Consider the following 26,086-nt stretch of genomic DNA (forward strand, 5'->3'; position numbering starts at 1 on the left):
CACCACGCGAATGCAGAGGCCCGAGTTCGTAAGGCTCAATCCCTTTACGCCTTTACGAGAATCGTCCATGTGAAAAAACCGGCACCCCCTTCTGGAGCAGGTTCTTCGTGATTTCGACCGCCATTCGCCTGGCACGTGTGGGCAGTAGGTCAGAGCTCGCCGCGGCATTCCTCATGGGACTGGGTTATCCGTGCGTCATGCTCGCCGCCCTCCTCCCGAACCTCTGGTTCTTCGCGGCCGCCGGTGCCGTGACCTATGTCGCCGACTGGTATCTGCACCAGAAGAACAGTTACCTGATCAACCGGCTGAGCAAGGTCCGGGCAGGCCTGCCGATCCGCTTCCTGCTGCGCCAGCTGCTGCTGATCCTGCTGCTCGCCCGCGAAGGCCTCGCCGAACAGCCCGTGTTCTACGCGGCGGTCGCCTGCTTCCTGCTCTTCTACGGCCTCCAGGCCCCCCAGGGCGCCCTCGCCACCCTCATCCGGCTGCGCCGCACCATGCCGGTCGTCACCCGCAACATCGACCTCAACGCCGTACGCATCCCCGACGCCCCGCCGCAGGCGCTGCTCAGCCGCTCCGCCGAGAAGATGCTGCACCTCGACGTCCCCGCCATGGCGGGTGTGATCGTCGCGGTCGCCACCGGCGTGAACCTCATCGGGTACGCGGGTGTCGCCGCCACCCTCACGCTGGGCCTGCTCTACACCGCGGCCCTCGTCCCCCACCTGCGCCGCAAGCGCCGTGTGCCCGCCACGGGCGCCGTCCTCAAGGCCGTCGGCACCTGGCTGCGCGAGTACCAGCCGACGGTCGCGCTGTACTTCTCCGGCTCCGACGACTCCGCGTACCAGGTCAACATGTGGCTGGAGACGATGGAACAGGCCGACGGCCGGCCGCTGGTCATCATGCGCGAGCGGAACCTGGTCAAGAAGCTCAACCCGACGTCCGTGCCGATCCTGTGCGTGCCCGGCGGTCAGCACCTGATGGCCATGGACCTGTCGTCGATCCGCGTCACGCTGTACCCCGCCAACGTCGGCAAGAACATCCACATGCTGCGCGTACCGACCATGAAGCACGTCTTCATCGGGCACGGCGACAGCGACAAGCTCGCCAGCGTCAACCCGTTCTCCAAGGTGTACGACGAGGTCTGGACCGCCGGCCGGGCCGGCCGCGACCGGTACGCGCTCGCCGACGTCGGCGTCCGCGACGAGGACATCGTCGAGGTGGGCCGCCCGCAGCTCGCCCCGATCAAGACCTGGACGGGCACGCCCAAGAACCCGGTCCCGACCGTCCTGTACGCCCCCACCTGGGAGGGCTGGGACAACAACCCCGGCAACACCTCGCTGCTGCTGGCCGGCGAGAACATCATGAAGCGGCTGCTGAACGCCCCGCAGCCGGTCCGCGTGATCTACAAGCCGCACCCCTTCACCGGACTCGTCAACAAGAAGGCCAAGGCCGTCGACGAGCGGCTGCAGAAGATGGTCGCCGCGGCGAACGCGGCGCGCGCCGCCGAGCCGCGCTGGGCCGAGGAGAACGCCGCCGCGCAGGGCACCCAGGCCGCGGCCCGCGCCGAACTGTCCCGTATCGAGGCGCGCATCGCGCAGCTCGCCGCCCCCGGCCGCAAGGGCGGCGACGAGGCCGAGGAGTCGCGCGTCTCGCTCGCCGACCCGCAGCGCCTCGCCGAGATCAAGCGGCTGCGGGCCGAGTGGAACGACGCGTACTGGCGCTCCTTCGGCTGGTGGGAGCACAAGGTCGTCACCGGCGCCGAGCCGAAGTTGTACGACTGCTTCAACGAGGCCGACGGCATGGTCTCGGACATCTCCAGCGTCGTGTCGGACTTCATCGCCAGCGGTAAGCCGTACGCCGTGACGGACTCCGCCGAGCTGGGCGTCGACGAGTTCAAGCGCCAGAACACGGCCGTCCGGGCCGCGGTCGTCCTCTCCAACAGCGCCGCCGAACTGGACGAGTTGCTGGCCGCCGTGGCCGACCCGGCCGCCGACCTGCTCGCGGAGGAGCGGAAGCTGCTCAAGCAGTACCTGCTGGGCCCCGACGAGCCCACGTCGATGGAGCAGTTCAACGCCGCCGTGCGCGCGCTTACCGCCAAGGCGGAGGCCCGCAACAGCGGCGTCGCGCAGCGGCTGGCCGGGCAGCGGATCGGCGAGCTCGACCAGGAGGCCGACGGCGCGGGCGCCGAACCGGTCGGCGCCGCGCTCGACACGGTGGCGGAGAAGGGCGCCGAGGAGGCCACGGTGGCGGGCTGAGCGCCCGGCCCCGCCCGCCGGCGTAAAGCAGGACGTACACCCCGCGGCCCGTAAGTCCCTCGTCCGAGGAGCACTTACGGGCCGCTGTGCGCGCCGTGACACCCGCGAAACGCGTGGAGGGCACCATGGCGGACGACCTTCGTCCGTTTTCCGCCGGGTAGGGAATGCAGTGGGTGCCGATGACTGAGAACACTCCCGATGTCAGCGTGATCATCGGGGCCTATGAGGCGATGCCGTACCTGGTGAAGTGCCTGGAATCGGTGGAGGCCCAGACGCTCGGCGCCGACCGGATCGAGATCGTCGCCGTCGATGACGGCTCGACCGACGGCACGGGGGAGTACCTGGAGGAGTTCGCCGCCCGCTCCAAGGTCCGCACGCGGGTCGTCCGGCAGGCCAACTCCGGTGGCCCGAGCGGCCCGCGCAACACCGGACTCGCCCTCGCCCGCGGCCGTTACGTCTTCTTCCTCGACGCCGACGACTACTTCGGCGAGGAGGCGCTGGAACGGCTCGTCGCCATGGCCGACAAGGCCGGTACGGACGTGGTGCTCGGCAAGACCGTCGGCGTCAACCGCAACGCCGCCAAGTCGATGTGGAAGCAGACCGTCGAACGCGCCGACATCTACCGCTCCAACGTCAAGTACACGCTCAGCGCCCAGAAACTCTTCCGGCGCGAGCTGCTCGTCAAGCACGGCATGCGGTTCGACGAGTCGCTGAGGACCGGTGAGGACGCGCTGTTCACGCTGGAGGCGTACCTGCGCGGCAGCGGCGTATCGGTGGTCTCCGACTACACCTGCTACTACCTGGTGGGCCGCGAGGACGGCAAACACCTGACGAAGACCGGCGGTTACGTGCCCCGCTTCGACTCGGCCAAGGCCCTGATGGAGCTCATCGCCGCGCACGTACCGGCGGGGGAGCGCCGCGACCTGCTCATGCTGAGACCGTTCACGGTGACGCTGCTGCCCCAGTTCGGGCCCGTGGTGCTCCGGCAGCCCCGCGACATCCTGCTCGCCAAGATGGAGCTGGCCGCGCCGCTGATGGCCGCGTACTGGACGCCCGGTGTGGCGGGCCGCCTCAAGACCGAGGACCGGCTGCGCCTGACGTGCGTGGCGATGGACAAGCCCGACGCGCTCGTGGACGTCGTCACCTTCCTGCACGAGGGCAAGCAGCCGCAACGGGTACGCGGGTGGGGCCGCGAGTACCTGGCGTACCCGCACTTCCGCGACCCGGCGGTGGGCATCCCGGACACCGCGTACGAATTGCGCGGCGCGGCCCGGCCCCTGACCGTCGCGCGGCGCCGGGCCCGGCGGCTCGCGGGGCGGGTGGCGGGGCGGGTGCTGCGGCGGGTGAGGCGGATGCGGGAGGCGCGGGCAGGGGCGTGACCGGCGGTGCGGGCGGGGGCGTGACCGGCGGTGCGGGCGGGGGCCTGGTTCCGGTCGGGCCGGCCTGTCCAGGGCGCTGTCCAGCGGCTGGAATACGCGCGCGAAGAACGCCGCGCCTGGCATAGATTTCCCACGTGACAGTGGCAAGGCAGCACGTAACGGAAGCCCGCAGGATCGTCGTCAAGGTCGGTTCGTCGTCCCTGACCACCGCCTCCGGCGGCCTCGACGCGGACCGCGTCGACGCGCTCGTCGACGTACTCGCCAAGGTCCGCAGCGGAGGTGAGAAGGAGATCGTCCTGGTCTCCTCCGGCGCCATCGCCGCCGGCCTCGCACCACTCGGCCTGGCCCGCCGCCCCAAGGATCTGGCCCGCCAGCAGGCCGCCGCCAGCGTCGGCCAGGGCCTGCTCGTCGCCCGCTACACCGCCTCCTTCGCCCGCTACGGCGTACGTGTCGGCCAGGTCCTGCTCACCTCCGACGACACCAGCCGCCGCGCCCACTACCGCAACGCCTACCGGACGCTCGACCAGCTGCTCGCCATGGGCGCCGTGCCGGTCGTCAACGAGAACGACACGGTCGCCACCGACGAGATCCGGTTCGGCGACAACGACCGGCTCGCCGCCCTGGTGGCCCACCTGGTGAGGGCCGACCTGCTGGTGCTGCTCTCCGACGTGGACGGGCTGTACGACGGCGACCCGTCGAAGCCCGGCACCTCGCGCATCGCGGAGGTGCGCGGACCGGCCGACCTGGAGGGCGTCGAGATCGGCTCGGCCGGCAAGGCCGGTGTCGGCACCGGCGGCATGGTCACCAAGGTCGAGGCGGCCCGGATCGCCGCGGCCGCCGGCGTACCCGTCGTCCTGACCTCGGCCAGCCGCGCCGCCGACGCCCTCGCGGGCCGCGACACCGGCACGTACTTCCGCCGCACCGGCCGCCGCTCCGCCGACCGGCTGCTGTGGCTGGCCCACGCCTCCACCCCGCAGGGTGCCCTGATCCTCGACGACGGCGCGGTGCGCGCGGTCGTCGAGGGCAAGAAGTCGCTGCTCCCGGCGGGCATCGCGGCCGTCGAGGGCGATTTCGGCGCCGGGGACCCGGTCGAGCTGCGCGACGCCGCCGGCCGGGCCGTCGCGCGGGGACTGGTCAACTTCGACGCCAAGGAGATCCCCCAGCTCCTGGGCCGGTCCACCAGGGAGCTGGCGAAGGAACTGGGCCCGGCGTACGAGAGGGAGGTCGTGCACAGGGACGATCTTGTCGTCCTCCAGCCCTAGAACGGCCGTGGCCCGGCCCCAGAACGGCTGAAAGTCCCGCCATCCGCCAGAGACCTTCACCAAAACCGCCCCATGTTCCGCGCAGGACTGGTCAACTTTGTCTCAGGGGTAGGTGGGGTGACAGCACCACGACGCACAAGACGCACAAACAGGAGGCCGCCGGTGAGACGAGCGCGCCCAGGGGCTCTGCCCCGCGGGACGGCCGAACGCGCCTTGACGAGTGTCGAGGCCGGGGCCGACTTCGACGAAACCGTCTCGGACGACGGCGCCGCGGCCCGGCAGGCGGGAAGCCAGCCGGACCGGCACACGCCGGACCGCCCGGTGTCCAAGCTGTGGCACATCACGCTCAGCGTCTCGGGCCAGGAGGCCCCGCTGAAGGACGTCAGACGGGCCCTGGAGCAGCTCGCCCACGACCACCCGTTCCTCCTGACCAGCCGGTATGCCAGCGACCACGCCGAGATCCGGTACTGGGAAGAGGCCCGCGACCTGCACGACGCCGCCGCCGTCGCGCTGCGGCTGTGGGGCGAGCACCGGCAGAGCGCCGGGCTGCCACCGTGGGAGATCGTCGGCCTGGAGGTCATCGACCGCGAGACGTACCACCTGCGGATCGCGGAGGGGTACGGCCCGCCGCCCGCCGCCCCCGTGGGCGTACACCCGTACTGACGTAACGGCTGTGGGGTGTCTCGCAGAGCGGGATATGTGATGGATGCCCGTCGGGAGCGCATTACGCTGCGAGTATGACCTCGTCGCATTCCCCCGCTTCCTCCGGCTCGCAGTCCGGCTCGCCGTCCGTCACGCCGTATGACGACATGACCCCGGTCGCCCGGGCCGCCTACCGGGCCCGCGCCGCCGCCGCCGAAATCGCGCCACTCCCGCGCGCGGCCAAGGACGACGCGCTGCTGGCGATCGCGGACGCGCTCGAGGTCCGGACGAGCGAGATCGTCGAGGCCAACGCCGAGGACGTCGCCCGGGCCAGGGAGGCCGGCACCAGCGAGTCGATCATCGACCGGCTGACCCTCACCCCCGAGCGGGTCCGGGCCATCGCCGCCGACGTCCGCGACGTGGCCGCGCTGCCCGACCCGGTCGGCGAGGTCGTCCGCGGCTCCACCCTCCCCAACGGCATCGACCTCCGTCAGGTCCGCGTACCGCTCGGTGTCGTCGGCATCATCTACGAGGCCCGGCCCAATGTGACGGTCGACGCCGCCGCCCTGTGCCTGAAGTCCGGCAACGCGGTGCTGCTGCGCGGCTCGTCGTCGGCGTACTCCTCCAACACCGCCCTCGTACGCGTCCTGCGCGACGCGGTCGGCGGCGCCGGCCTGCCGGCCGACGCGGTCCAGCTGGTGCCCGGCGAGTCCCGCGACTCGGTGCGCGAGCTGATGCGCGCCCGCGGCCTGGTCGACGTCCTGATCCCGCGCGGCGGCGCCTCCCTGATCCGTACGGTCGTCGAGGAGTCCACCGTCCCGGTGATCGAGACCGGCACCGGCAACTGCCACGTGTACGTCGACGCCCAGGCCGACATCGACATGGCCGTCGACATCCTGATCAACTCCAAGGCGCAGCGGCCCAGCGTCTGCAACGCCGCCGAGACCCTCCTCGTCCACCAGGACATCGCCGACACCTTCCTGCCGCGCGCCCTCGACGCCCTCGCCGAGGCGGGCGTCACCGTCCACGGCGACGAGCGGGTCGCCTCGTACGCGGACGGGTCCAAGGCGACCGTGGTGGCCGCCACGGCCGAGGACTGGGAGACCGAGTACCTCTCGTACGACATCGCCGCCGCCGTCGTCGACTCGCTGGACGCCGCCGTCGCGCACATCCGGCTGTGGACCTCCGGCCACACCGAGGCGATCGTCACCACCTCCCAGGCGGCCGCCCGCCGCTTCACCCAGCTGGTCGACTCCACGACGGTCGCGGTCAACGCCTCCACGCGCTTCACCGACGGCGGTCAGTTCGGCTTCGGCGCCGAGATCGGCATCTCGACGCAGAAGCTGCACGCCCGGGGCCCGATGGGGCTGCCGGAGCTGACGTCGACGAAGTACATCGTCACGGGCGACGGTCACACCCGGTAGGCGCCCTTCAGCGGGGTGGCCCTGGGCCGGGGGCTCGGTGGTTGCTGCCCGGTGGTGGGTCCTTGCGGGGGCGGCCTGAAGCGTGCCGCCCTGCGGGGGAGCCGGCCGGGGGTGGGTCTGAGGGGCGCCGTCCTCGTGGCGGGCCCGGGGTGAGTCTGAGGGCGGACTGCCGGTTGTGAGGTTCCGAAGGCAGGGGGAGAGTTCGTACTCTCCCTGCCCAAAACCACCTCCCCGGTCTACTCTGAACGCGTGCCGGACGACGTGGGGGGCAAGCCGTTTCCGGACGGCTGGGAGCCCGACGACGACCGCGGAGGCGCCGACGAGGACTTCGCCTCCGTGGTGTTCGACGAGGATTTCGTACGGGCCGCCGAGATCCATGAACCCACCGCCGTCGAGCGGCTGCTGGCCGCCGCCCAGGCGCGCGCGGACGCCGAGGCCGCACGGTCCGGGGCGGGCGGCGCCGCGGCCGACGACGAGCTGTACGACGACGGGTACGGGGCCGGCGGCCATGCCCACGGCTTCGGCGACGGGCACGATCCCGCCGACGACGAGCGCGGCCCCTACGGAGCGCACGGCGGCGCCCTGCGCCCGTACCGGCCCAGCTCCCGCTGGCACCGGCCGGTGGCGTGGATCCTCGCGGTGGTGATGGGCGTCGGGATGATCGCCCTCGCCTTCACGGCCGTCTACCGAGGTACCTCCGGCGGCCGCGGCGGGCAGGTACCCGCACCGGCGACCAGCGGCATCGACACGCCTCCCGCGACGCCCGGCCCGACCGCCCCCTCCGCCTCCGCCGAGTACAGCGCCCCAGCCGTGTCGGCGGTGCCGCGAACACCCTGAGACCACCCGCAAGTTGCGCGTACCAGCGCGTTTACCGTGGCCCCGACAGACCTACCCTGAAGGTATGGCAGGGAGTGGCGACCCGCCTGAGGGGACACCGGAGGGGCTCCCCGGCGGTGGTGAGGACGAGTACCGATCCGTCGTCTTCGACGAGTCGTTCGTCCGCGCTGCCCGGCTGCAGGAATTTTCCGCACAGGAACGCATGGCGGAGCACTCCCAGGCGGTGCGCAGCCGCCCCGCGTGGGGCAGAGCCCCGGAGGGCTCCCGTCCCCGGCACGGCGCACTGGTGCTCGTGCTGGTACTCGCGATCGCCTTCGCCGCGGTCATCTACCTGGGCGCCCGCAACACCTACCAGCCGCTGACCGACCGGCGCGCCGAGCCGCTGCGGATCACCGTGATCCCGCTGGCCCCGCAGGGCATGGTCCCGGGTGGAGAGCCCGCCGCCCTGTACGCCCACAGCCCCGCCGCCCAGTTCCGCCCGGGCGCCGCCGGCATCGCCCTCCCCGCCGCGAAGCGCACCGCGCACTTCTCCGAGAGCCAGGTGGTGACCGCGCTGAGCACCGTGAAGGACTACCTGGTGCAGTCCTCGCTCGACCCGGACGTCCTGACCGGAAGCGCCGTCCGGCAGGTGCGGCTGCTGCTCGATCCCGACCAGCTGGAGCAGTTCGACCGGAGCGTCGAGTCCCCCGCCGACGACGGGAGGCACGCCGCGACCGGCTGGCTGGTGCGCTTCGACACGGCCGAGGTGGCGCCGACGGACACCACCGCGCGCGTACGGGGCACGATGCGGGTGACCGAGATGGAGCCCGACGTGCTGGAGGTCACGTCGGACCACACGTTCGTCTACGCGGTGCGCCCGGCCGGGGCGGAAGCCGCCGACGCCTCGCTGTTCACCGTCCGCCGCGAGCTGGCCTTCCGCTTCGACCGCGAGGACCTGCGGATGCACCGGGTCGAGTTGTTCACCAGCCGGGTGCAGGCCGGCCCGCAGGCTTGCACGGCCGACCCGTCGGGCGCGCTGCACCCGCTGCTCGCCGGGCACCGGGCCACCCCGACGGGCCCCGCGGTCACCGATCCGTACGCCACCGGCACCCGGGGCACCACCGCCCTCTGCGGCGCCCTGGCGCCCAGCGCCCAGCCCTCCCTCCCAGCAAACCTGACCCCTCCGCCCGCCCCAGGCCCGTGAGGCCCGCGCCCCGGCGACGGCCCCCGTCGCGCGCCCGCACCCGTCTTTCACGCCCGGCGCCCGGGCCGTGTCGGTCGCGGCACCCTTGCCGCCGCAGCTCCGGCGCCCTGCGCCCCGGTCCCGGCGCACCGCCACGCCGGTCCCGGCGCCCGGTGCCCGGCCGCACCGGCCCCCGGGGGCGGACACGGCCGGCGTGGGCGGGCCCGGCGGGCGGACCCCCAGGGCGGGCGGGCCGGGGGGCCCGGCGTGGGGCTCAGTCCGTGGGCCGGTCGTTGCCGCCCGTGGGGCCGGAGGCCCCGTTGGGGCCGCCGGAGCTGCCCGTGAACCTGTCGCGCAGCTTGCCGCCCAGGTCGCCGGCGCCGCCTGCTATGTCGCCGACCAGCTTCATCAGCGGGTCCTTGCTGGTGCGCACCGACTCGGCGTAGTGGGACGCCGACTCGCGGAAGGAATCCGTGACCGAGGTGTCCTTGTCCTCCGAGCGCCGCGGGTAGTGGCCGTCCATGATCCGCTGGTAGTCGCGGCTCTCGGCCCACTTCTTCAGCTCGGCGGCCCGCACCGTGGTGAACGGGTGCGAGCGCGGCAGCACGTTCAGGATCTTGAGCACCGAGTCGCGCAGGTCGCCCCCGGCCTCGTACTCCTCCGCCTGCTCCAGGAAGGCGTCCACGTTCATCTCGTGCAGGTGGTTGCCGCCCGCGATCTTCATCAGCCCGCGCATCGACGCCTTGAGGTCCTGACCCACCAGCAACCCCGCCCGGTCCGCCGACAGCTCGGACTTGCGGAACCACTCGCGCAGCGCCGTCACGATCGCCATGATCGCGACATTGCCGAGCGGGATCCAGGCGATCTTCAGCGCCAGGTTGGTGAGGAAGAGCAGAACCGTGCGGTACACGGCGTGGCCCGACAGGGCGTGGCCGACCTCGTGCCCGACGACCGCCCGCATCTCCTCCTCGTCCAGCAGCTCCACCAGCCCCGTGGTGACGACGATGATCGGCTCGTCCAGCCCGATGCACATCGCGTTGGGCTTGGGGTCCTGCGTGACGTACATCGCCGGGACCTTCTCCAGGTCCAGGATGTAACAGGCGTCCCGCAGCATGGCGTTGAGGTGGGCGAACTGCGCGTCGCTCACCCGCACCGAGTCGGACAGGAAGAGCAGCCGCAGGCTGCGCTCCGGCAGCAGCCCGCTCAGCGCCTTGAAGACGGTGTCGAAGCCGCTGAGCTTGCGCAGGGCGACGAGCGCGGAACGGTCCGCCGGATGTTCGTACGCCCGGGACGAAATGCCCGGGAACCGCCTGCGCTGCCTGCTCGGCACGTTCTCGTGACTGCTGTCGGTCATGAAATGCCCCCTCTTCGTACGAGACCTCGCCTCGTCCCCCTGACGGCCCCCAGCGTAGGCGCTGGCGCCGCGGTGCGACCGGGCCTGTGGATAACCCTGGAGTCATACTGTCGGCCGCCGCCTCCGAGCAGCGAAGACCCGGCGATACGCTCGGAATCGTGCTCGTCGTCCCGATCGTCGGAGCCGCCCGGCTCGCCGGGTTCCTCCTCCGCGGACACCGCGACCGATCACGACAACGACTGAGTCGGCGTGAGCGTGCCCGGACGGCCCGCATACGATGTGCGCGAAGTCTCCGCTCCGACTCCGATGGATAGGTCCTGCCGAAGATGAGCCTCCCCACCACCGCCGCCAGCCTCGTCACGCTCGCCCAGGGCGGCGAGCACGGTGGCAACCACGCCAGCCTCAACCCGTACATCACCGGTGGCGGCGCCCTCGTCGTGCTGCTCCTGCTGCTGTGGATCACCACGCGCTTCAACCGCGACCGCTGAGCCCGCGACCGCCGGGGCCACCCGCGGCGCCGTGCCACTAGGCTCTGCACGCATGGGAGACCAGCAAGTGCCTACCAGTTCCGGCAAACGCCGACTTGGCGTGATGGGCGGGACATTCGACCCGATCCACCACGGACACCTGGTGGCCGCCAGTGAGGTGGCCGCCCTGTTCCACCTGGACGAGGTGGTGTTCGTACCGACCGGGCAGCCGTGGCAGAAGAGCCACAAGAATGTCTCCCCGGCCGAGGACCGCTACCTGATGACGGTCATCGCCACGGCGTCCAACCCGCAGTTCTCGGTCAGCCGCATCGACATCGACCGCGGCGGACCGACGTACACCATCGACACCCTGCGGGAACTGCGTGACCTCAACGAGGACACGGATCTGTTCTTCATCACCGGAGCGGACGCGCTGTCCCAGATCATGCCGGGCTGGCGCAACGCCGAGGAGCTCTTCTCGCTCGCCCACTTCATCGGGGTGACCCGCCCGGGTCACGACCTGTCGGACGACGGGCTGCCCGAGGGCGGGGTCTCCCTGGTCGAGGTTCCTGCGCTGGCCATCTCGTCCTCGGACTGCCGGGCGCGGGTCGCCGCGGGCGATCCCGTCTGGTACCTGGTGCCGGACGGCGTGGTGCGCTACATCGACAAGCGCCAGTTGTACCGGGGCGAATGAGCCACGGAGAGGGGCACCGGTGAACGACCAGCAGAACCCGTACGACCCGTACCACCCGCCGCAGCCGCAGATCGTCGGCTACGACGCGTACGGGCAGCCGGTGTACCAGCAGGCTCAGCAGCACGAGCAGCAGCACCAGTACGACCCGTACGCGCAGCCGCAGCAGTCATACGGCTACGACCAGTACGCCGACACGTCGTACGCACAGCAGGGGTACGGGTACGAGGGCTACGCCCCCGGTTACGACACCGCCCCCCAGCAGCCGGCACCGCCGGACGTACCCGAGCCGCAGCCGCACCCGGAGCCCGCGCCCGCCGTCGCCGTGCCCGAGCAGCGCCGCCCGGTGCCCGGGCCGGAACGGCCGGAACCGGAGCGTGAGTACCGCACCGAGCAGTTCTCCTTCGTCGAGGACCCGGACGAGGACTCCGAAGACGTCATCGACTGGCTCAAGTTCACCGAGAGCCGCTCCGAGCGCCGCGAGGAGGCCAAGCGGCGCGGCCGCAACCGGGTCGTCGCGCTCGTCGTCGTCCTGGCCGTGGCCCTCATCGGCGGCGTCGGCTACCTGTGGTCCGCCGGCAAGATCCCCGGGCTGTCCGACCAGGAGACCGAGCAGGGCGGCACCGCGAGCGGCCCGCAGAAGCGGGACGTGATCGTCCTGCACCTGCACAACACCAAGAACAAAGAGACGTCCACGGCGCTGCTGGTCAACAACGCCACGACCAAGCAGGGCACCACGATCCTGCTGCCCAACTCCCTCTCCGTCGCCAACGACGACGGCACCACCACCACGCTCGCCAAGTCCGTCGACGACGACGGCTCCACCGGCACCCGCGAGGCCATCGGGGCCCTGCTCGGCACCAAGATCACCGGTACGTGGCGGCTGGACACCCCTTACCTGGAGAACCTGGTCGAACTGGTCGGCGGCGTCGAGATCAGCACCGACACCGAGGTGCCCGGCGCCAAGAAGGGCGACGCGCCCCTGGTCCCGAAGGGCGAGAACCAGACCCTGAACGGGCGCATGGCCGTCGCGTACGCCACCCACCGGGGTTCCGGCGAGGCGGAGGCCAAGCAGCTGGAGCGGTTCGGGCAGGTCATCCAGGGTGTGCTGCGGAAGATGTCGGACGACCCCCAGTCGGCGACGGTCACGGTCCAGACGCTGGCGCAGATCCTGGACCCGTCGCTGCCGGACAAGGACCTGGGCGCCTCCCTCGCCAAGCTCGCCGAACACGCCAAGGTCGGCGACTACAAGACGGCGCTGCTGCCCGTACAGGAGGACGGCACGCTCAGTGAACAGGCGACGAGCAGTGTGGTGAAGGACATCCTGGGCGGCTCGGTCAGCGCACCCGAGCAGGGCGCGGCCGTACGGGTCGGTGTCAGGAACGCCTCCGGCAACGAGGACGCCACCGAGGCGGCACGGATCGTGCTGGTCAACGGCGGCTACGCCGTCGTGGACGGTGGCAGGGCCGACACGGAGTCGTCGTCGCAGGTCATCTATGGTGACGCGGCGCAGAAGGCGAAGGCCGAGGAGGTCGCCAAGACCCTGGGCCTGCCCGCCGGCGCGGTCGAGAAGGGCACGGCCGCGGCCAACGCGGACGTCACGGTCGTCCTGGGCCAGGATTACGAGGTCGAGTAAGGCGAGAAGGCGGTCGAGCAAGGAGGTCGAGTAACGGTTTGCCGGGCTGTCGGTGGTACGTGAGACCCTGGGAGTGTTCTGGACCGCCGACGAAAGCTTGCATGTGACCGCCACTGACCGCTCCATCGAGCTCGTGACCGCCGCCGCCCAGGCGGCTGCCGACCGGCTCGCGCACGACATCATCGCCTACGACGTCAGCGACGTGCTGTCGATCACCGACGCCTTCCTGCTCGCCTCCGCGCCCAACGACCGTCAGGTCAAGTCGATCGTCGACGAGATCGAGGAGCGGCTGAACAAGGACCTCGGCGCCAAGCCGGTCCGCCGCGAGGGCGACCGCGACGCCCGCTGGATCCTGCTGGACTACGTCGACATCGTCGTCCACGTCCAGCACAGCGAGGAGCGGGTCTTCTACGCCCTGGAGCGGCTGTGGAAGGACTGCCCCGAGCTGCCTCTGCCCGAGGACGCCGTGAAGACCCGCGGCAAGGCGGAGGAGCACGCCCGGCTCAGCGGCGCCGACGGCTCGGACGGTGAGCTGAGCTGAACGGCACCAAGGGCGGCAGGGGCCGCCGGATCGTCCTCTGGCGGCACGGCCAGACGTCGTGGAACCTGGAGCGCCGGTTCCAGGGTTCCACGGACATCGAACTGACCGAGACGGGCGTCACCCAGGCGCGCCGGGCCGCGCGGCTGCTCGCGGCGCTGAAGCCGGACGCGATCATCGCCTCGGATCTGAAGCGCGCGTCGGCCACGGCCGCCGAGCTGGCCGCGATCACCGGTCATCAGGTCAACCACGACTCCGCGCTGCGCGAGACGTACGCGGGCGAGTGGCAGGGCCTGACCCACGAAGAGATCCTCGCGCGGTACGGCGAGCAGTACGCCGCGTGGAAGCGCGGTGAGCCGGTGCGGCGCGGCGGTGGCGAACTGGAGACGGAGGTGGCCGACCGGGCCGCCCCGGTGGTGCTGGAGCACGCCGAGAAGCTGCCCGACGACGGCACGCTCGTCGTGGTCAGCCACGGCGGCACGATCCGCACCACCATCGGCCGGCTCCTCGGCCTGGAGTCGCACCACTGGGAGGGCCTGGGCGGGCTCTCGAACTGCTGCTGGTCGGTGCTGGGCGAGGGTGCGCGCGGCTGGCGCCTGCTGGAACACAACGCCGGAACGCTCCCGGAACCGGTCCTCGGCGACGACGACTGACCCGGATTTCACTTTCCGGCAGGTCACAGGCTAAAGTTCTTCTTGTTCGCAGCGCGGAGCGCGAAGAACACGAGGGGCTATAGCTCAGTTGGTAGAGCGCCTGCATGGCATGCAGGAGGTCAGGAGTTCAATTCTCCTTAGCTCCACAATCACCGGATCCCGTCCCCACCAGGGGGCGGGATCCGCGCTTTTCTCCACGGCCAAGCGGCCCTCCCGGGCCCGGCTCCTTCTGTCGCCCCGGTCTGGCACCCGTGATCGGGTCAGGCGCGCAGTTTCTCGACCGCCAGGCGGCTCTCCTCGTCGTTCGGCGTGTAGGCGACGATCCGGCACTCCGGCATCCCGTTGATCGACAGGGACACGGACGTCATCCGTATCTCCCCCACGGCGCAGTGCCGGAACGTCTTCACCCGCGGTCCCGGCGGCACGACGTCCCCGCTTTCCCACAGCTCGGCGAAGTACGCGCTCGCCGCCGACAGCCGGGCGATCAACGACTCCCACGCCGGCTCGCCGACGTGCCGTCCGTACGCCCCGCGCAGCTGCGCCACCATCAGCGGGAGCTCGGCCTTCTTGTTGACCACCGGGCAGGCCGGCTCCGGGACGGTGAACAGCGTCCACAGCACGTTGCGCATTCCGCTCTTCGCGGTGCTCGGGCGGTCGAACAGCAGCCGGTAGGCGCGGTTGGTGGCGAGGATGTCGTAGCGCGTGTTGTAGACCACGGCCGGGTGCGGATCGAGGGCGTCCAGGATGCCCTGGATCTCCGGGCTGATCCGTTCGACGTGCGCCGACCGGTCCGGCGCGTACGCCACCTCGGCCAGGTGGTAGAGGTGCTCCCGCTCCGGCTGGTCGAGCCGCAGGGTGCGCGCCACCGCGTCCAGAACCTGGCCTGAGGCGTTGATCGGGCGGCCCTGCTCCAGCCACGTGTACCAGGTCACACCGACCCCCGACAGCTGGGCGACCTCCTCGCGGCGCAACCCGGGCGTGCGCCGACGCAGCCCCGGCGGCAGCCCGACGTCCGCCGGTGTCACCCGGGCCCGGCGGCTGCGCAGGAAGGCGGCCAGCTCCGGCCGCCGACGCTGGTGCCCCACCCGGTCCGCCTGCTCCTGCTGTGCCGCCATCGCTGTCACACCCCCATGGTCGATGGCCCGCCCCACCCTTGCCAGGTGCTGTCAATACCAGCATCAGCGGGCTCTCGTTACCCGTACCGGACCGTCGGCAGGCTCGACGCCATGACGACGACCACGACAAGTCCCGTAATCAGTAAAGACGGTGGCACTGACAACCCGCCCCGGATGCTGCTCGGCGTGGTGCTCGCCGCTCAGTTCATGGCGCTGCTCGACACCTTCATCGTCAACGTCGCCGCCCCCACCATCCGTACCGAACTCGCCGCGTCCGGCTCCGCGTTGCAGCTGGTCATCGCCGGTTACACCATCGCGTACGCGATCCTGCTGATCACCGGCGCCCGTCTCGGAGACCTCCTCGGGCACCGCCGGACGTACCTCGGCGGGCTCGCGCTCTTCACCGCCTCCTCGCTCGCCTGCGGGCTGGCCGGAAGTGCCGGACAGCTGATCGTGTTCCGGCTGGCGCAGGGGGCCGGCGCGGCGCTGATGATCCCGCAGGTCCTCAGCCTCATCCAGCGGCACTTCACCGGCGAGGGACGGGTACGGGCGCTCGGCGCCTACTCCGCCGTGCTCGCCACCGGTGCGGCGGCCGGCCAGGTCGTCGGCGGCGTCGTGGTCAGCGCGGACCTCTTCGGCGCGAGCTGGCGCCCCGTCTTCCTGGTGAACGTGCCGATCGGGCTGGCGCTGCTGTTGCTGGGCGTACGCGTGCTGCCGCACGACCGGCACGGTGCCCCCGGGCGCACCCGAGGCCTCGACCTGCCCGGCCTGGTGCTTCTGGCCGCCGCCGTCTCGCTGTTCACCGTCCCGCTGGTGCTCGGCCAGGAGCAGGACTGGCCCGCCTGGTCCTGGGCGTCGCTGGCCGCCTCGGCGGCCCTGTTCGCGGCGTTCTGCGCGTACGAGTCGCGGCTCGCGCGGCGCGGGGGTGCCCCGCTCGTCGCGCCGCGGGTGCTGCGCAGCCCCGGGATGGGCCTGGCGGTGGCGCGGATCACCGTGGTGATGAGCGTCAACGCGGGCTTCCTCTTCGCCATGACCCTGCACTTCCAGGGCGGTCTCGGCCACAGCGCGCTGCGCGCCGGACTGACCTTCGCCCCGAACGCCGTCGTCTTCGGCGCCGTCGGCCTGACCTGGCGGCGCTGGCCGGCGACCTGGCAACGCTCGCTCGTGCCGGGCGGGTTCCTCCTCAGCGCCGCCTCCATCGCCGTGGCCGGCTGGGTGCTGCGCGCCGGGCAGAGCGGCGGCCCGGTGATGTACGTGGCGTTCGCCGCCCTGGGCGCCGGGCTCTCGCTCGCGTTCAGTCCCGTCCTGACCCGCGCCCTGGCGACCGTACGCCAGGAGGACGCCGCCGACGCCAGCGGTCTGCTGGCGACCGTCACTCAGCTCGGTCAGCTGATCGGCGTCGCGACCTTTGGCACACTCTTCCTCAGCAGTCTGAACGCGCCAGGGGCGTATGCATCGGCCGATGCGCTGTGGGTATGTGCCCTGGCACTGGCCGCCGCGTCGATCGTGGGCGCGACGGCGGGGCTGGTGCGCCGACCCCGCTGACCCTCGTGCCGCGCCATGGCAGAATCGGACGGCCGGAGGGGGACGACGGTCCGGACGGGAGGGAGTGCGCGATGGCGGCCAGGAGATCCGAGGAGGCTTCCGACCCGCTCACCGCGGCGCAGGCGCGCTCCGGACTCAGCTGCCCCTCGTGCGGTTCGTCCCACGTCGCCCAAGTGCTCGGTGACAATGGCGGAGTGTCCTATGTGTGCACGTCCTGCGGCCACACCTGGAGCTGATTGATGGGTGCACACAGGCGGAAATGCGACTGGTGCGGCAGCGGTACGCCGATCGTCCGCGACATGGACCCGGTCAACCCCGAGTACCAGTACTGGTGCGAGGAATGCGCGCGGGCGCTGATCATAAAAGGCGACCCCATCGAGACCTACCGGGAACTCGAAGGGGAGCCCATCTACGGGCGCCTGCTCGACGAGCACTGCACCCTCAAGCGGTTCTACTCCTTCGCCACTGCCTGACTCGTCCGCCACTGCCTCATCCCGAACCCGGCCAACACGCCCATACCGACCAGGGTGTAGAGCGCGGACAGCAGCATCTGCCAGCCGTTCTGGTCGAGTTCGAGTCGGACCGGCGCGGGGGCGTGCGGCACCCACCACAGGGCGAACGACGCGAACACCAGAGCCGTACCGACGGTCCAGGCCGGCCGCACCCGGGTCGCCAGCAGTATCAGCATCGGCACGCACCACACCCAGTGGTGCGACCAGGAGATCGGGCTCACCAGCAGCGCCGTCGTGGCGCACGCCACCACGGCCACCGGCCGGTCGTCGCGCAGCGCCGCCAGCACCGCGACGGTGATTCCCGCCACACCCACGACAGCGGCCGCGACCAGCCACCACACCCCCGGGTCGGTGGTGTGCAGCAGGCGGGCCAGCACGCCGCTCAGCGACTGGTTGGCGGTCTCCTCCTTGCGGCCGACCCGACTGGTCTCGAAGATCATCTCGGTCCAGAAGCGGCGCGAGTCGTACGGAAGGACGACGGCCGACGCCACGGTCACACCGACGAACACACCAGTGGCCGTCGCCGCCTGCCGCAGCCACGGGTTCCAGCCCTGCTGCCACCCCCGCGCACGCGCGCGTGCCACCCCCACGACCAGCAACAGGACGACGAACAGCCCCGGCGTCAGCTTCACCGCCGTGGCCAGACCGATCCCCACCCCGGCCCACCGGTTGTTCTCCCGCCGTGTCAGGTCCCACAGCACCGCCACCGCGATCAGCAGGTTGATCTGCCCGTACCGCAGCGTCGTCCACACCGGCTCGCACCAGACGAGGACCGCCGCCACCCACAGCGCCGCGCCCGGCCGGTCACGGCCCACCAGGCGCAGCGACAGATGCACCAGCGCCAGCAGCAGGAGCAGGTTCCCGGCGGTGGCCAGGGTGCGCATCTCCGGGACGCCGAGCAGCGTCAGCGGCGTGAACAGCAGCGCGGCGAACGGCGGGTACGTCGTCGGCAGGTTCGCCGAGGTGGCGCGCATCGCATACAGGTCGCCCCCGGCCAGGACGGTCTCGCCCTCCGCGCGGTAGACGGAGAGGTCCAGCATGGTGACGTTGGCGGCGCGCTGCGCCATCCAGAAGGCCACGAAGGACAGCAGGCAGGCCGTTGCGGCGGCGGCGAAGGGCAGGTCCCGGAGGCGGGTCCTGAAGGTCATGGTCACGGTCACGAAGGGCGACGCTACCGGCCAGAGCCCTACCGACCGTAAACGATTTGGTGAACCACCAGGGGGACCGTGTAATGTTCTCCGTGTCGCCGCGAGGGAAGCCCGCAAGGGAGACCCGGCCAGGAGGAAACTCCGGGGGAGCGGTGCACAGCGAGGGGCTATAGCTCAGTTGGTAGAGCGCCTGCATGGCATGCAGGAGGTCAGGAGTTCAATTCTCCTTAGCTCCACAGAATGTGGAAGGCGGGCCATCCGATCGGATGGCCCGCCTTCCATGTGTTTCTGCGTTCCCGGTTGTGTACCCCGGCGGCCGAAGCCGCCGGGGTCCGTCAACCTCAACCTCTGCCGCTGCCCAGCGCCTTGCGGTCGGCGCTCGGCAACGCGGGACGGGTGGGCCGCTCCTGGGGCCCCCGCTCAAGACGGAGCGCCAGCTCGGGGCAGCGCCGTACCGCCAGCTGCGCGCGGTCCCGCAGGTGGACCGGCACGGACGCGTCCGCGAGCACCGGATAGCCGTCGCGGCCCATGCGGATCAGCTCCGGGACGATGTCCGCGCACAGCCCGTGGCCCTTGCACAGCGTCCAGTCCACTGCCAGCTTCTCGCCGCTCGGGATGGACTCCACGGCCTCCTCGTAGCCCGGTTCGGGCAGCGGCAGCACGCCGATCGTCGGCCGCCCGCAGCCGCCGTGCAGGACGTGCGCGGCCAGGTCGTCGGTGAAGGCGGACAGCGTCGAGCTGAAGAAGCGGGCCGACCCGTCGGGGTGCTTGCACACGCCCCGGCCCTTCACCGCCTGGGTGACCTCGCGCAGCGCCTCCAGGGCGGCGGGGCCGCCACCGTTCAGTACGTCCGACAGGCCGCCCGCGGCGGCCGGCAGGCCCAGGCGGCAGGGGCCGCACTGACCGGCCGTCTCGGCCGCCAGCCAGTTCGCCACGCGCTGCGCCTCGCCCAGGGGGCAGGTCTCGGGCCCGATCGGCAGGATCGCGCCGGCTCCCAGGGCGCCCCCCACGGCCGCCATGGACTGCTTGGAGATGACGCAGTTGTCCACGGCCATGGAGTCGATCCAGTTGCCGTGGTAACCACCGGTCAGTACGCCCTGGGGGACCGGCGGGGCGCCGGCCAGCTGAAGGACGTACCGCATGGGGACGCCCGTCGGCACCTCCACCACCATGGGGCGGGCGACCTGTCCCGAGATCGTCAGCATCACCGTGCCGGGCTCGCTGTCCAGGCCGTGCTGGCCGTAGCGGCCGGCGCCGATCCGGGCCGCGATGGCGAGCTGCGCGTACGTCTCGGCGTTGGACAGCAGCGTCGGCGCGTTGCCCACTCCCGACTCGGCGGCGCGCTCACGGCGGCCCGGCGGGATCGCGGGACCGCCGTTCGCCGCGCGGATCACGGAGGACGCCTCACCGGAGACCATGCGCTCCGGAGTACGCACGACACGCGCGCGCAGCCGCTGTCCGCGCCGGTCGGACAGGCCCCGCTCGGCGAGGGCGGCCCGGATGGAGATCTCCGTGGAGTTGCGGGTGACGGCGACGATCAGGGTCCGGGCGCCGAGGGCCTCGGCGGCCAGCAGGGCGCCGTCCAGGATGAGGTGCGGGGCGCGGTTCAGCAGGACCGTGTCCTTGCGGCAGGCGGGCTCGCCCTCGCTGCCGTTGACCACCACGACGGGGCGCACCCCGCGCCGGATCGTCGCCTTGGCGACCGCGCGCAGCTTCTTGCCGAACGGGAAGCCGGCGCCGCCGCGACCGGTCAGCGATATGTCCTCGGCGAGCTGGGCCAGCCGTTCGCCGCCCATGGGTTCGAGCGGGCCGTGCACCTTCAGGTGCATCTGCAGGTCGAGCCGCTCGACGAGGTCGAAGCCCTGGGTGAGCTGGGGGAGGCCGACGACGCGGACTTCGGGGACGTCGGGGAGCGGGTCGTTCACGGGCGGTCTCCTGCGGGTGCGGTCCAGGGCTCGCCGGCCGACGGCTGCTGGAAGGGGCCCTGTGCGGGCTCAGTGGGGCTGGTGGAGCTGTACGAGGGAGGGGTGGTGTCGTGGCTGTACGACGCCGGGGTGGGGGACGGGGCGGGTGGCGGCGGCGAGGGGGTCGGCCAGTAGCCGGGACGGGTCGCTGGTTCGTCGGTCACGACCGGCAGCTCCTCCGTCATGGGGACGCGCTCGGCGTACGGGATCTCCTGGGTGGGACTGCCGGCGGGGCTGCCGGCGGCGGCGTTGCCCAGAGAGACGGCCCGGTAGGCGGCGGAGATGCCCGCCCCTGTGGTGCCGCTGGTGGAGGGCGAGGGGAAGCGGGGCTCGTACAGCGGTGGGGAGGGCGGGGTGAGGGTCCGGGGCTGTTCGCGAGGGCGGCCGAGGGAGAGGTCGGGGGACGCGGCCGGGCGCTCGGGGCGGGTGACCGGCTCCCGCCGCAGATCCTGCTCGAACGGGGGGTCGAACGGGGGGTCGTAGGGGCGGGGCGGGGCGATGCCGGAGGCGCCCGGCAGCGGCGACACCGACGGGTCGCGCCGCCGGCCCCGGCCGCGCACCGGCTTGTCGGTGCCCGGCCCGATCAAGGCCAGGACACGCTCCGCGAGGCGCTGCTGGACGGGGCGGGGCAGCAGCCGTAGCGAGACGGCCGCGGCGACCCCGGCGAGCGCGAGGCAGTACATGGTGGTCACCCAGGTGGCCGCGGGGCGACCCGCGTAGAGCCCGTGGACGAGCGCGGAGCACCACGCCGGATAGGCCAGCATGTGCAGGGGCCGCCAGCGGGCCGCGATGCTGCCGCGGCCGGCCAGGGCGCTGCGGGCGGCGCCGGTGGACGCGGCGATCACCATCAGCAGGCCGGCGAGCGACCCGAAGCCGATCAGGCCGGACGTGCCGGTGACTCCGAGTCCGAAGGGGATGAGGGCCCCGATGAGCGCCACGTGCCCGAGGGAGACCTTGACGGTGGCATGCAGGAGGAGGAAGCCGAGCGAGGCCACCGCGGTGGTGCGGTGGATGGCCTGGGCGAGCAGACGGTGGCGGGTGGAGAGGAGGAGCCGGTCCGTCGCGATCAGGCCCCAGGCCACGGAAGCGGTCAGTGACACGAGGGAGAGGACGCCGGTGGTGAAGTCCAGGGCGGCCCGGAAGCTGTCGCTACCGCCGATCGCGAGCACGGGTATGAGTACCAGTGCGGCCGCGGAAAGCCCGCCCTGTACCGGCTTGCTCAAACCGGCCTGCAAGGCGGGCGATGAGCGGGTCTTGCGATGAGGGTTCATGGGGGGCGACTCCAGTGGTGCGGAAAAGAGGTCCCGTGGCCGCATGCTAAGTCGAGGCATACCAACCGGTACGAGATTTGAGCGTTTAAGGTTCGGAACGGCCGACAACTGACTCTGGGGTTGCCCTGGATAGGGGCGATACGCGGAGTAACCCTGAGGTCCCGCGGTGAGGTCCGGCGGCGTGACCAGCCCGTGGAACCTCGATGCGGCTCGTACAAGCCCTGCGGTACCCTGACGCCATGCGTGCCGTACGCCTTCTGCTTAGCGAGCCGCGCTGATCAGTACCGGCGGATGAAAGATCCGGCCGGAATCGGCGCGGCGTCCCCTCCTGTGCGAGGGGTTTTTTCATTTCGCCGCGCTACAGAGCGGCAGCTGGCAGAGACGATCGATGGAGCTTTAAGGATCATGAGCGAGATGAATTCGGCTGCTGTCGAGGCAGCAGCCCCGCATCGTTACACGGCGGCCATGGCCGCCGACATCGAGGCACGCTGGCAGGACTTCTGGGACGCCGAGGGCACCTACGAGGCGCCCAACCCGAGCGGTGACCTGGCCGGCGACCCGGCCGTGGTCGCCCGCCCCAAGAAGTTCATCATGGACATGTTCCCCTACCCCTCGGGTGCCGGCCTGCACGTCGGCCACCCCCTGGGCTACATCGCCACCGACGTCTTCGCCCGCCACCAGCGCATGACCGGGCACAACGTCCTGCACACGCTGGGCTTCGACGCCTTCGGCCTGCCCGCCGAGCAGTACGCCGTCCAGACCGGCACCCACCCGCGCGTGTCGACCGAGGCGAACATCGAGAACATGAAGGTCCAGCTGCGCCGGCTGGGCCTGGGCCACGACAAGCGCCGGTCGTTCGCCACGATCGACCCGGACTACTACAAGTGGACCCAGTGGATCTTCCTGCAGATCTTCAACTCCTGGTACGACGAGGAGGCGAAGAAGGCCCGCCCCATCGCCGACCTGATCGCCCAGTTCGAGAGCGGTGAGCGCTCCGTACCCGGCTCCACGCGCGCGTGGAGCGAGCTGACCGCCGCCGAGCGCGCCGACGTCCTGGGCGAGTACCGCCTGGCGTACGCCTCGGACGCGCCCGTCAACTGGTGCCCCGGCCTGGGCACCGTCCTGGCCAACGAGGAGGTCACCGCCGACGGCCGCTCCGAGCGCGGCAACTTCCCCGTCTTCAAGGCCAAGCTGCGCCAGTGGAACATGCGCATCACCGCCTACGCGGACCGGCTGCTGGACGACCTGGACGCGCTGGACTGGCCCGAGGCCATCAAGCTGCAGCAGCGCAACTGGATCGGCCGCTCCGAGGGCGCCCGCGTCGACTTCGCCGTCGGCGACGACGCGATCACCGTCTTCACCACCCGCCAGGACACCCTGTTCGGCGCCACCTACATGGTGCTGGCGCCCGAGCACGAGCTGGTCGAGAAGATCGTCCCGGCGGCCTGGCCCGAGGGCACCCACGACGTCTGGACGGGCGGCCACGCCACCCCGGCCGAGGCCGTCGACGCCTACCGCAAGCAGGCCGCGTCCAAGTCCGACGTCGAGCGCCAGGCCGAGGCCAAGGACAAGACCGGCGTCTTCACCGGCGCGTACGCCATCAACCCGGTCAGCGGCGACCGCGTCCCGGTCTTCATCGCCGACTACGTCCTGATGGGCTACGGCACCGGCGCGATCATGGCCGTGCCCGCGCACGACACCCGTGACTTCGCCTTCGCGCGCGCCTTCGAGCTGCCCATGCGCTGCGTCGTCGAGCCGTCGGACGGCCGCGGCACCGACCCCTCGACGTGGGACGACGCCTTCGACTCGTACGACGCGAAGATCGTCAACTCGTCGGGCGACGCCATCTCGCTGGACGGCCTGGGCGTCGTCGAGGCCAAGGCGAAGATCACCGAGTGGCTGACCGGGCGGGGCATCGGCGAAGGCACCGTCAACTTCAGGCTGCGTGACTGGCTGTTCAGCCGCCAGCGCTACTGGGGCGAGCCCTTCCCCATCGTCTACGACGAGGACGGCATCGCCCACGCGCTGCCCGAGTCGATGCTGCCGCTGGAGCTGCCCGAGGTCGACGACTACTCGCCGCGCACCTTCGACCCGGACGACGCCGACACCCAGCCCGAGACGCCGCTGTCGCGCAACGAGGACTGGGTCAACGTCACCCTGGACCTGGGCGACGGCCCCAAGAAGTACCGGCGTGAGACCAACACCATGCCCAACTGGGCCGGTTCCTGCTGGTACGAGCTGCGCTACCTGGACCCGCACAACAGCGACCGGCTGGTCGACCCGGCGATCGAGCAGTACTGGATGGGCCCGCGCGAAGGACAGCCGCACGGCGGCGTCGACCTGTACGTGGGTGGCGCCGAACACGCCGTACTGCACCTGCTGTACGCGCGGTTCTGGTCCAAGGTCCTGTACGACCTGGGACACGTCTCCTCGGCCGAGCCGTTCCACAAGCTGTACAACCAGGGCATGATCCAGGCGTTCGTCTACCGCGACGCGCGCGGCATCGCCGTACCGGCCGCCGAGGTCGAGGAGCGCGACGGAGCCTTCTGGTACCAGGGCGAGAAGGTCAGCCGTGTCCTGGGCAAGATGGGCAAGTCCCTGAAGAACGCCGTCACCCCGGACGAGATCTGCGCCGAGTACGGGGCGGACACGCTGCGCCTGTACGAGATGGCCATGGGCCCGCTGGACGTCTCCCGGCCGTGGGACACGCGCGCGGTGGTGGGCCAGTACCGGCTGCTGCAGCGGCTGTGGCGCAACATCGTCGACGAGGCGACCGGTGAGGTCACCGTCGTCGACAGCGAGCCCGACGAGGACACGCTGCGCGCCTTGCACAAGGCCATCGACGGTGTCGGGCAGGACATGGCCGCCATGCGGTTCAACACGGCGATCGCCAAGGTCACCGAGCTGAACAACCACCTGACCAAGACCGGCGGCCCGGTGTCGCGGTCGGTCGCCGAGCGGCTGGTACTGCTGGTCGCCCCGCTGGCCCCGCACATCGCCGAGGAGCTGTGGCGCAGGCTGGGCCACACCGACTCCGTCGTCCACCAGGACTTCCCGGTCGCCGACCCGGCGTACGTCGTCGACGAGACGGTGACCTGTGTCGTCCAGATCAAGGGCAAGGTCAAGGCGCGCCTGGAGGTCTCCCCGTCGATCACGGACGCGGACCTGGAGGCACTGGCCATGGCCGACGAGGCTGTCGTCGCGGCGCTGGGCGGCGCGGGCATCCGCAAGGTGATCGTGCGGGCGCCGAAGCTGGTGAACATCGTCCCGGCGTGACACCTGGGTGTTTTCCCCTACGGGCAGGTTGGGGGTTCGGATGGAACCCTCGGCCTGCCCGTTCCGTTTACCGTGGAGGAACGACGTACTGGCGCGCCCGCGCCGTACCGAGCGACATCGAGGGGACTTCATGGCAGAGGCGATCGCGATCCTGGCGCTGCTCTTCGTCGCCTTCGTCGCTCTGGGGGTGTACGTGACCGTGAAGGTCGTCAAGGCCGCGAAGCGCGGGGTGGACCGCACCATCACCCAGGCGCGGCGAACGGTCGAGGACACCACGCTGCGGGCCAAGAGCTACGGGCCGGGCGGCGTGACCGCTGAGCTGGCGCAACTGCGGCTGTCGCTGCGGACGTCGATGCGGGCCACCCAGGACGCGCTGGAGGCGGGCGTTGCGGAGGACGCCTCGCTCAAGGAGTCCCTGGAGCTGTTCCGGCGGCTCAGCGCGCACGGGCACGAACTGGACGAGGACCTCAAGCGGCTGGAGCGCGACCCCGACCGGGCCGGGGTGGCCGCGCAACTCGGTGAGCTGCGCGAGCGTACGGAACGGATCACCCACTCGGCGGAGTCGTTGCGGTGGGCGGCCCGGGACCGGGCGCGGAAGTTCGCGGACGACGACCTGGCGTCGCTGAGCGCGCAGATCGACGTGGAGGCCGGGGCGCTGCGGCACTGGGCCGGGCGCGAGCAGGACGACCTTTCCTGGCCGGAGGCGGCAGCGGGGCAGGCATCGGAACAGGTCTGGCCGGCGGCGGACGCGGAGGCACAGCCGGGCACGGGAGCGCCGGAGAGTGGCGGCGGTGCCTCGGACGCGGACGCACCCAAGGCGATCACGGCGCAGGATCCTCGGCAGCAGACGTTCTACTCCTGGCAGAAGTCGACGCGACCCGAGACCACGAACTGACCCGAACCGATCACGGGCCGGGGGCGGGCTGCCGTACGGAGCCCCCTCCGGGGTACCCTCCCG

General features: G+C 71.4%; 21 protein-coding genes and 2 tRNA genes. 18 read left to right on the forward strand and 5 right to left on the reverse strand.

Annotation, left to right across the window (positions count from 1 at the left end):
* Window positions 1-107: 107 nt before the first annotated feature.
* The 7 genes from BKD26_RS01960 (at window position 108) to BKD26_RS01990 (ending at window position 8,979) form a co-directional block, all read left to right on the forward strand.
* Window positions 108-2,252 (forward strand): hypothetical protein, encoded by a 2,145-nt coding sequence (locus BKD26_RS01960; protein WP_084895007.1) that lies wholly within the window; start codon window positions 108-110, stop codon window positions 2,250-2,252.
* A 179-nt stretch (window positions 2,253-2,431) separates the two neighbouring features.
* Window positions 2,432-3,631, forward strand: a complete 1,200-nt coding sequence (locus BKD26_RS01965; RefSeq protein ID WP_241518494.1) for a glycosyltransferase family 2 protein — start codon at window positions 2,432-2,434, stop codon at window positions 3,629-3,631.
* 134 nt (window positions 3,632-3,765) lie between these two features.
* The gene (proB, locus tag BKD26_RS01970) at window positions 3,766-4,893 is read left to right on the forward strand and encodes a glutamate 5-kinase (protein WP_084895011.1); all 1,128 of its coding nucleotides are present in this window, start codon (window positions 3,766-3,768) and stop codon (window positions 4,891-4,893) included.
* Between the two features lie 162 nt (window positions 4,894-5,055).
* Window positions 5,056-5,556, forward strand: a complete 501-nt coding sequence (locus BKD26_RS01975; RefSeq protein WP_084895013.1) for a hypothetical protein — start codon at window positions 5,056-5,058, stop codon at window positions 5,554-5,556.
* Between the two features lie 74 nt (window positions 5,557-5,630).
* On the forward strand, window positions 5,631-6,959 hold the full coding sequence (locus tag BKD26_RS01980) for a glutamate-5-semialdehyde dehydrogenase (protein ID WP_084895015.1): 1,329 nt from the start codon (window positions 5,631-5,633) through the stop codon (window positions 6,957-6,959).
* A 249-nt stretch (window positions 6,960-7,208) separates the two neighbouring features.
* Window positions 7,209-7,796, forward strand: coding sequence for a hypothetical protein (locus tag BKD26_RS01985; protein ID WP_084895017.1), 588 nt, complete (start codon window positions 7,209-7,211; stop codon window positions 7,794-7,796).
* A gap of 64 nt (window positions 7,797-7,860) precedes the next feature.
* Complete coding sequence (locus BKD26_RS01990) at window positions 7,861-8,979, forward strand: hypothetical protein (protein ID WP_084895019.1); 1,119 nt, start codon at window positions 7,861-7,863, stop codon at window positions 8,977-8,979.
* 253 nt (window positions 8,980-9,232) lie between these two features.
* On the opposite strand, the gene BKD26_RS01995 is transcribed toward BKD26_RS01990, so the two are convergent.
* The gene (locus tag BKD26_RS01995; RefSeq protein ID WP_084895021.1) at window positions 9,233-10,312 is read right to left on the reverse strand and encodes a M48 family metallopeptidase; all 1,080 of its coding nucleotides are present in this window, start codon (window positions 10,310-10,312) and stop codon (window positions 9,233-9,235) included.
* Between the two features lie 326 nt (window positions 10,313-10,638).
* Between BKD26_RS01995 and BKD26_RS40050 the strand changes: the two genes are divergently transcribed.
* The 6 genes from BKD26_RS40050 (at window position 10,639) to BKD26_RS02025 (ending at window position 14,443) form a co-directional block, all read left to right on the forward strand.
* A complete protein-coding gene (locus BKD26_RS40050; protein ID WP_179166370.1) occupies window positions 10,639-10,800 on the forward strand; it encodes a hypothetical protein in 162 nt (53 codons plus the stop codon).
* A 52-nt stretch (window positions 10,801-10,852) separates the two neighbouring features.
* The gene (gene nadD, locus BKD26_RS02005) at window positions 10,853-11,473 is read left to right on the forward strand and encodes a nicotinate-nucleotide adenylyltransferase (RefSeq protein WP_084895025.1); all 621 of its coding nucleotides are present in this window, start codon (window positions 10,853-10,855) and stop codon (window positions 11,471-11,473) included.
* 19 nt (window positions 11,474-11,492) lie between these two features.
* Window positions 11,493-13,106, forward strand: coding sequence for a LytR C-terminal domain-containing protein (locus BKD26_RS02010; RefSeq protein ID WP_084895027.1), 1,614 nt, complete (start codon window positions 11,493-11,495; stop codon window positions 13,104-13,106).
* A 103-nt stretch (window positions 13,107-13,209) separates the two neighbouring features.
* Window positions 13,210-13,647, forward strand: a complete 438-nt coding sequence (gene rsfS, locus BKD26_RS02015) for a ribosome silencing factor (protein ID WP_084895338.1) — start codon at window positions 13,210-13,212, stop codon at window positions 13,645-13,647.
* A complete protein-coding gene (locus BKD26_RS02020; protein WP_084895029.1) occupies window positions 13,644-14,297 on the forward strand; it encodes a histidine phosphatase family protein in 654 nt (217 codons plus the stop codon). The genes rsfS and BKD26_RS02020 overlap by 4 nt, the downstream gene beginning before the upstream one ends.
* 73 nt (window positions 14,298-14,370) lie before the next feature.
* Window positions 14,371-14,443, forward strand: a tRNA-Ala gene (locus BKD26_RS02025).
* Window positions 14,444-14,557: 114 nt separating this feature from the next.
* Here BKD26_RS02025 and BKD26_RS02030 read toward each other — a convergent pair.
* Window positions 14,558-15,412 (reverse strand): helix-turn-helix transcriptional regulator, encoded by an 855-nt coding sequence (locus tag BKD26_RS02030; RefSeq protein WP_084895031.1) that lies wholly within the window; start codon window positions 15,410-15,412, stop codon window positions 14,558-14,560.
* 174 nt (window positions 15,413-15,586) lie between these two features.
* Here BKD26_RS02030 and BKD26_RS02035 point away from each other — a divergent pair, with 174 nt between their 5' ends.
* Both BKD26_RS02035 and BKD26_RS02040 read left to right on the forward strand, forming a co-directional pair.
* Window positions 15,587-16,957 carry an MFS transporter gene (locus BKD26_RS02035; protein WP_241518520.1) on the forward strand — a complete coding sequence of 457 codons (1,371 nt, stop codon included), beginning with the start codon at window positions 15,587-15,589 and terminating at the stop codon, window positions 16,955-16,957.
* 239 nt (window positions 16,958-17,196) lie between these two features.
* Window positions 17,197-17,430: a hypothetical protein gene (locus BKD26_RS02040; protein ID WP_026277450.1), complete on the forward strand. Its 234-nt coding sequence runs from the start codon at window positions 17,197-17,199 to the stop codon at window positions 17,428-17,430.
* Here the strand turns inward: BKD26_RS02040 and BKD26_RS02045 are convergent.
* Window positions 17,409-18,629: a glycosyltransferase 87 family protein gene (locus tag BKD26_RS02045; protein ID WP_084895033.1), complete on the reverse strand. Its 1,221-nt coding sequence runs from the start codon at window positions 18,627-18,629 to the stop codon at window positions 17,409-17,411. The two genes, BKD26_RS02040 and BKD26_RS02045, sit on opposite strands and share 22 nt — an antisense overlap.
* 151 nt (window positions 18,630-18,780) lie before the next feature.
* On the opposite strand from BKD26_RS02045, the gene BKD26_RS02050 reads away from it, so the two are divergent.
* Window positions 18,781-18,853: transfer RNA gene (locus tag BKD26_RS02050), tRNA-Ala, on the forward strand.
* A 105-nt stretch (window positions 18,854-18,958) separates the two neighbouring features.
* On the opposite strand, the gene BKD26_RS02055 is transcribed toward BKD26_RS02050, so the two are convergent.
* Entirely contained in the window at window positions 18,959-20,542 is a 1,584-nt protein-coding gene (locus BKD26_RS02055) for an NADH-quinone oxidoreductase subunit NuoF family protein (RefSeq protein WP_084895035.1), read from the reverse strand.
* On the reverse strand, window positions 20,539-21,852 hold the full coding sequence (locus tag BKD26_RS02060) for a ferric reductase-like transmembrane domain-containing protein (RefSeq protein WP_241518496.1): 1,314 nt from the start codon (window positions 21,850-21,852) through the stop codon (window positions 20,539-20,541). Before BKD26_RS02060 ends, BKD26_RS02055 begins: the two co-directional genes overlap by 4 nt.
* Window positions 21,853-22,257: 405 nt before the next feature.
* Here BKD26_RS02060 and leuS point away from each other — a divergent pair, with 405 nt between their 5' ends.
* Together leuS and BKD26_RS02070 are read left to right on the forward strand one after the other, a co-directional pair.
* Window positions 22,258-25,128 (forward strand): leucine--tRNA ligase, encoded by a 2,871-nt coding sequence (gene leuS, locus BKD26_RS02065; RefSeq protein WP_084895037.1) that lies wholly within the window; start codon window positions 22,258-22,260, stop codon window positions 25,126-25,128.
* 130 nt (window positions 25,129-25,258) lie between these two features.
* Window positions 25,259-26,023 carry a hypothetical protein gene (locus tag BKD26_RS02070; RefSeq protein ID WP_084895039.1) on the forward strand — a complete coding sequence of 255 codons (765 nt, stop codon included), beginning with the start codon at window positions 25,259-25,261 and terminating at the stop codon, window positions 26,021-26,023.
* The last annotated feature ends 63 nt before the right edge of the window (window positions 26,024-26,086 follow it).

The organism is Streptomyces sp. CB03238 (assembly GCF_002099185.1).
Classification (GTDB): Bacteria; Actinomycetota; Actinomycetes; order Streptomycetales; family Streptomycetaceae; genus Streptomyces.

Coding starts and splice junctions, on each gene's coding strand:
- BKD26_RS02070 (WP_084895039.1), top strand. CDS start 25,259: ATGGCAGAGGCGATCGCGATCCTGGCGCTGCTCTTCGTCGCCTTCGTC.
- BKD26_RS02060 (WP_241518496.1), bottom strand. CDS start 21,852: ATGAACCCTCATCGCAAGACCCGCTCATCGCCCGCCTTGCAGGCCGGT.
- BKD26_RS02030 (WP_084895031.1), bottom strand. CDS start 15,412: ATGGCGGCACAGCAGGAGCAGGCGGACCGGGTGGGGCACCAGCGTCGG.
- BKD26_RS02035 (WP_241518520.1), top strand. CDS start 15,587: ATGCTGCTCGGCGTGGTGCTCGCCGCTCAGTTCATGGCGCTGCTCGAC.
- BKD26_RS01990 (WP_084895019.1), top strand. CDS start 7,861: ATGGCAGGGAGTGGCGACCCGCCTGAGGGGACACCGGAGGGGCTCCCC.
- BKD26_RS01965 (WP_241518494.1), top strand. CDS start 2,432: ATGACTGAGAACACTCCCGATGTCAGCGTGATCATCGGGGCCTATGAG.
- nadD (WP_084895025.1), top strand. CDS start 10,853: ATGGGAGACCAGCAAGTGCCTACCAGTTCCGGCAAACGCCGACTTGGC.
- BKD26_RS02040 (WP_026277450.1), top strand. CDS start 17,197: ATGGGTGCACACAGGCGGAAATGCGACTGGTGCGGCAGCGGTACGCCG.
- BKD26_RS01980 (WP_084895015.1), top strand. CDS start 5,631: ATGACCTCGTCGCATTCCCCCGCTTCCTCCGGCTCGCAGTCCGGCTCG.
- leuS (WP_084895037.1), top strand. CDS start 22,258: ATGAGCGAGATGAATTCGGCTGCTGTCGAGGCAGCAGCCCCGCATCGT.
- BKD26_RS01995 (WP_084895021.1), bottom strand. CDS start 10,312: ATGACCGACAGCAGTCACGAGAACGTGCCGAGCAGGCAGCGCAGGCGG.
- BKD26_RS40050 (WP_179166370.1), top strand. CDS start 10,639: ATGAGCCTCCCCACCACCGCCGCCAGCCTCGTCACGCTCGCCCAGGGC.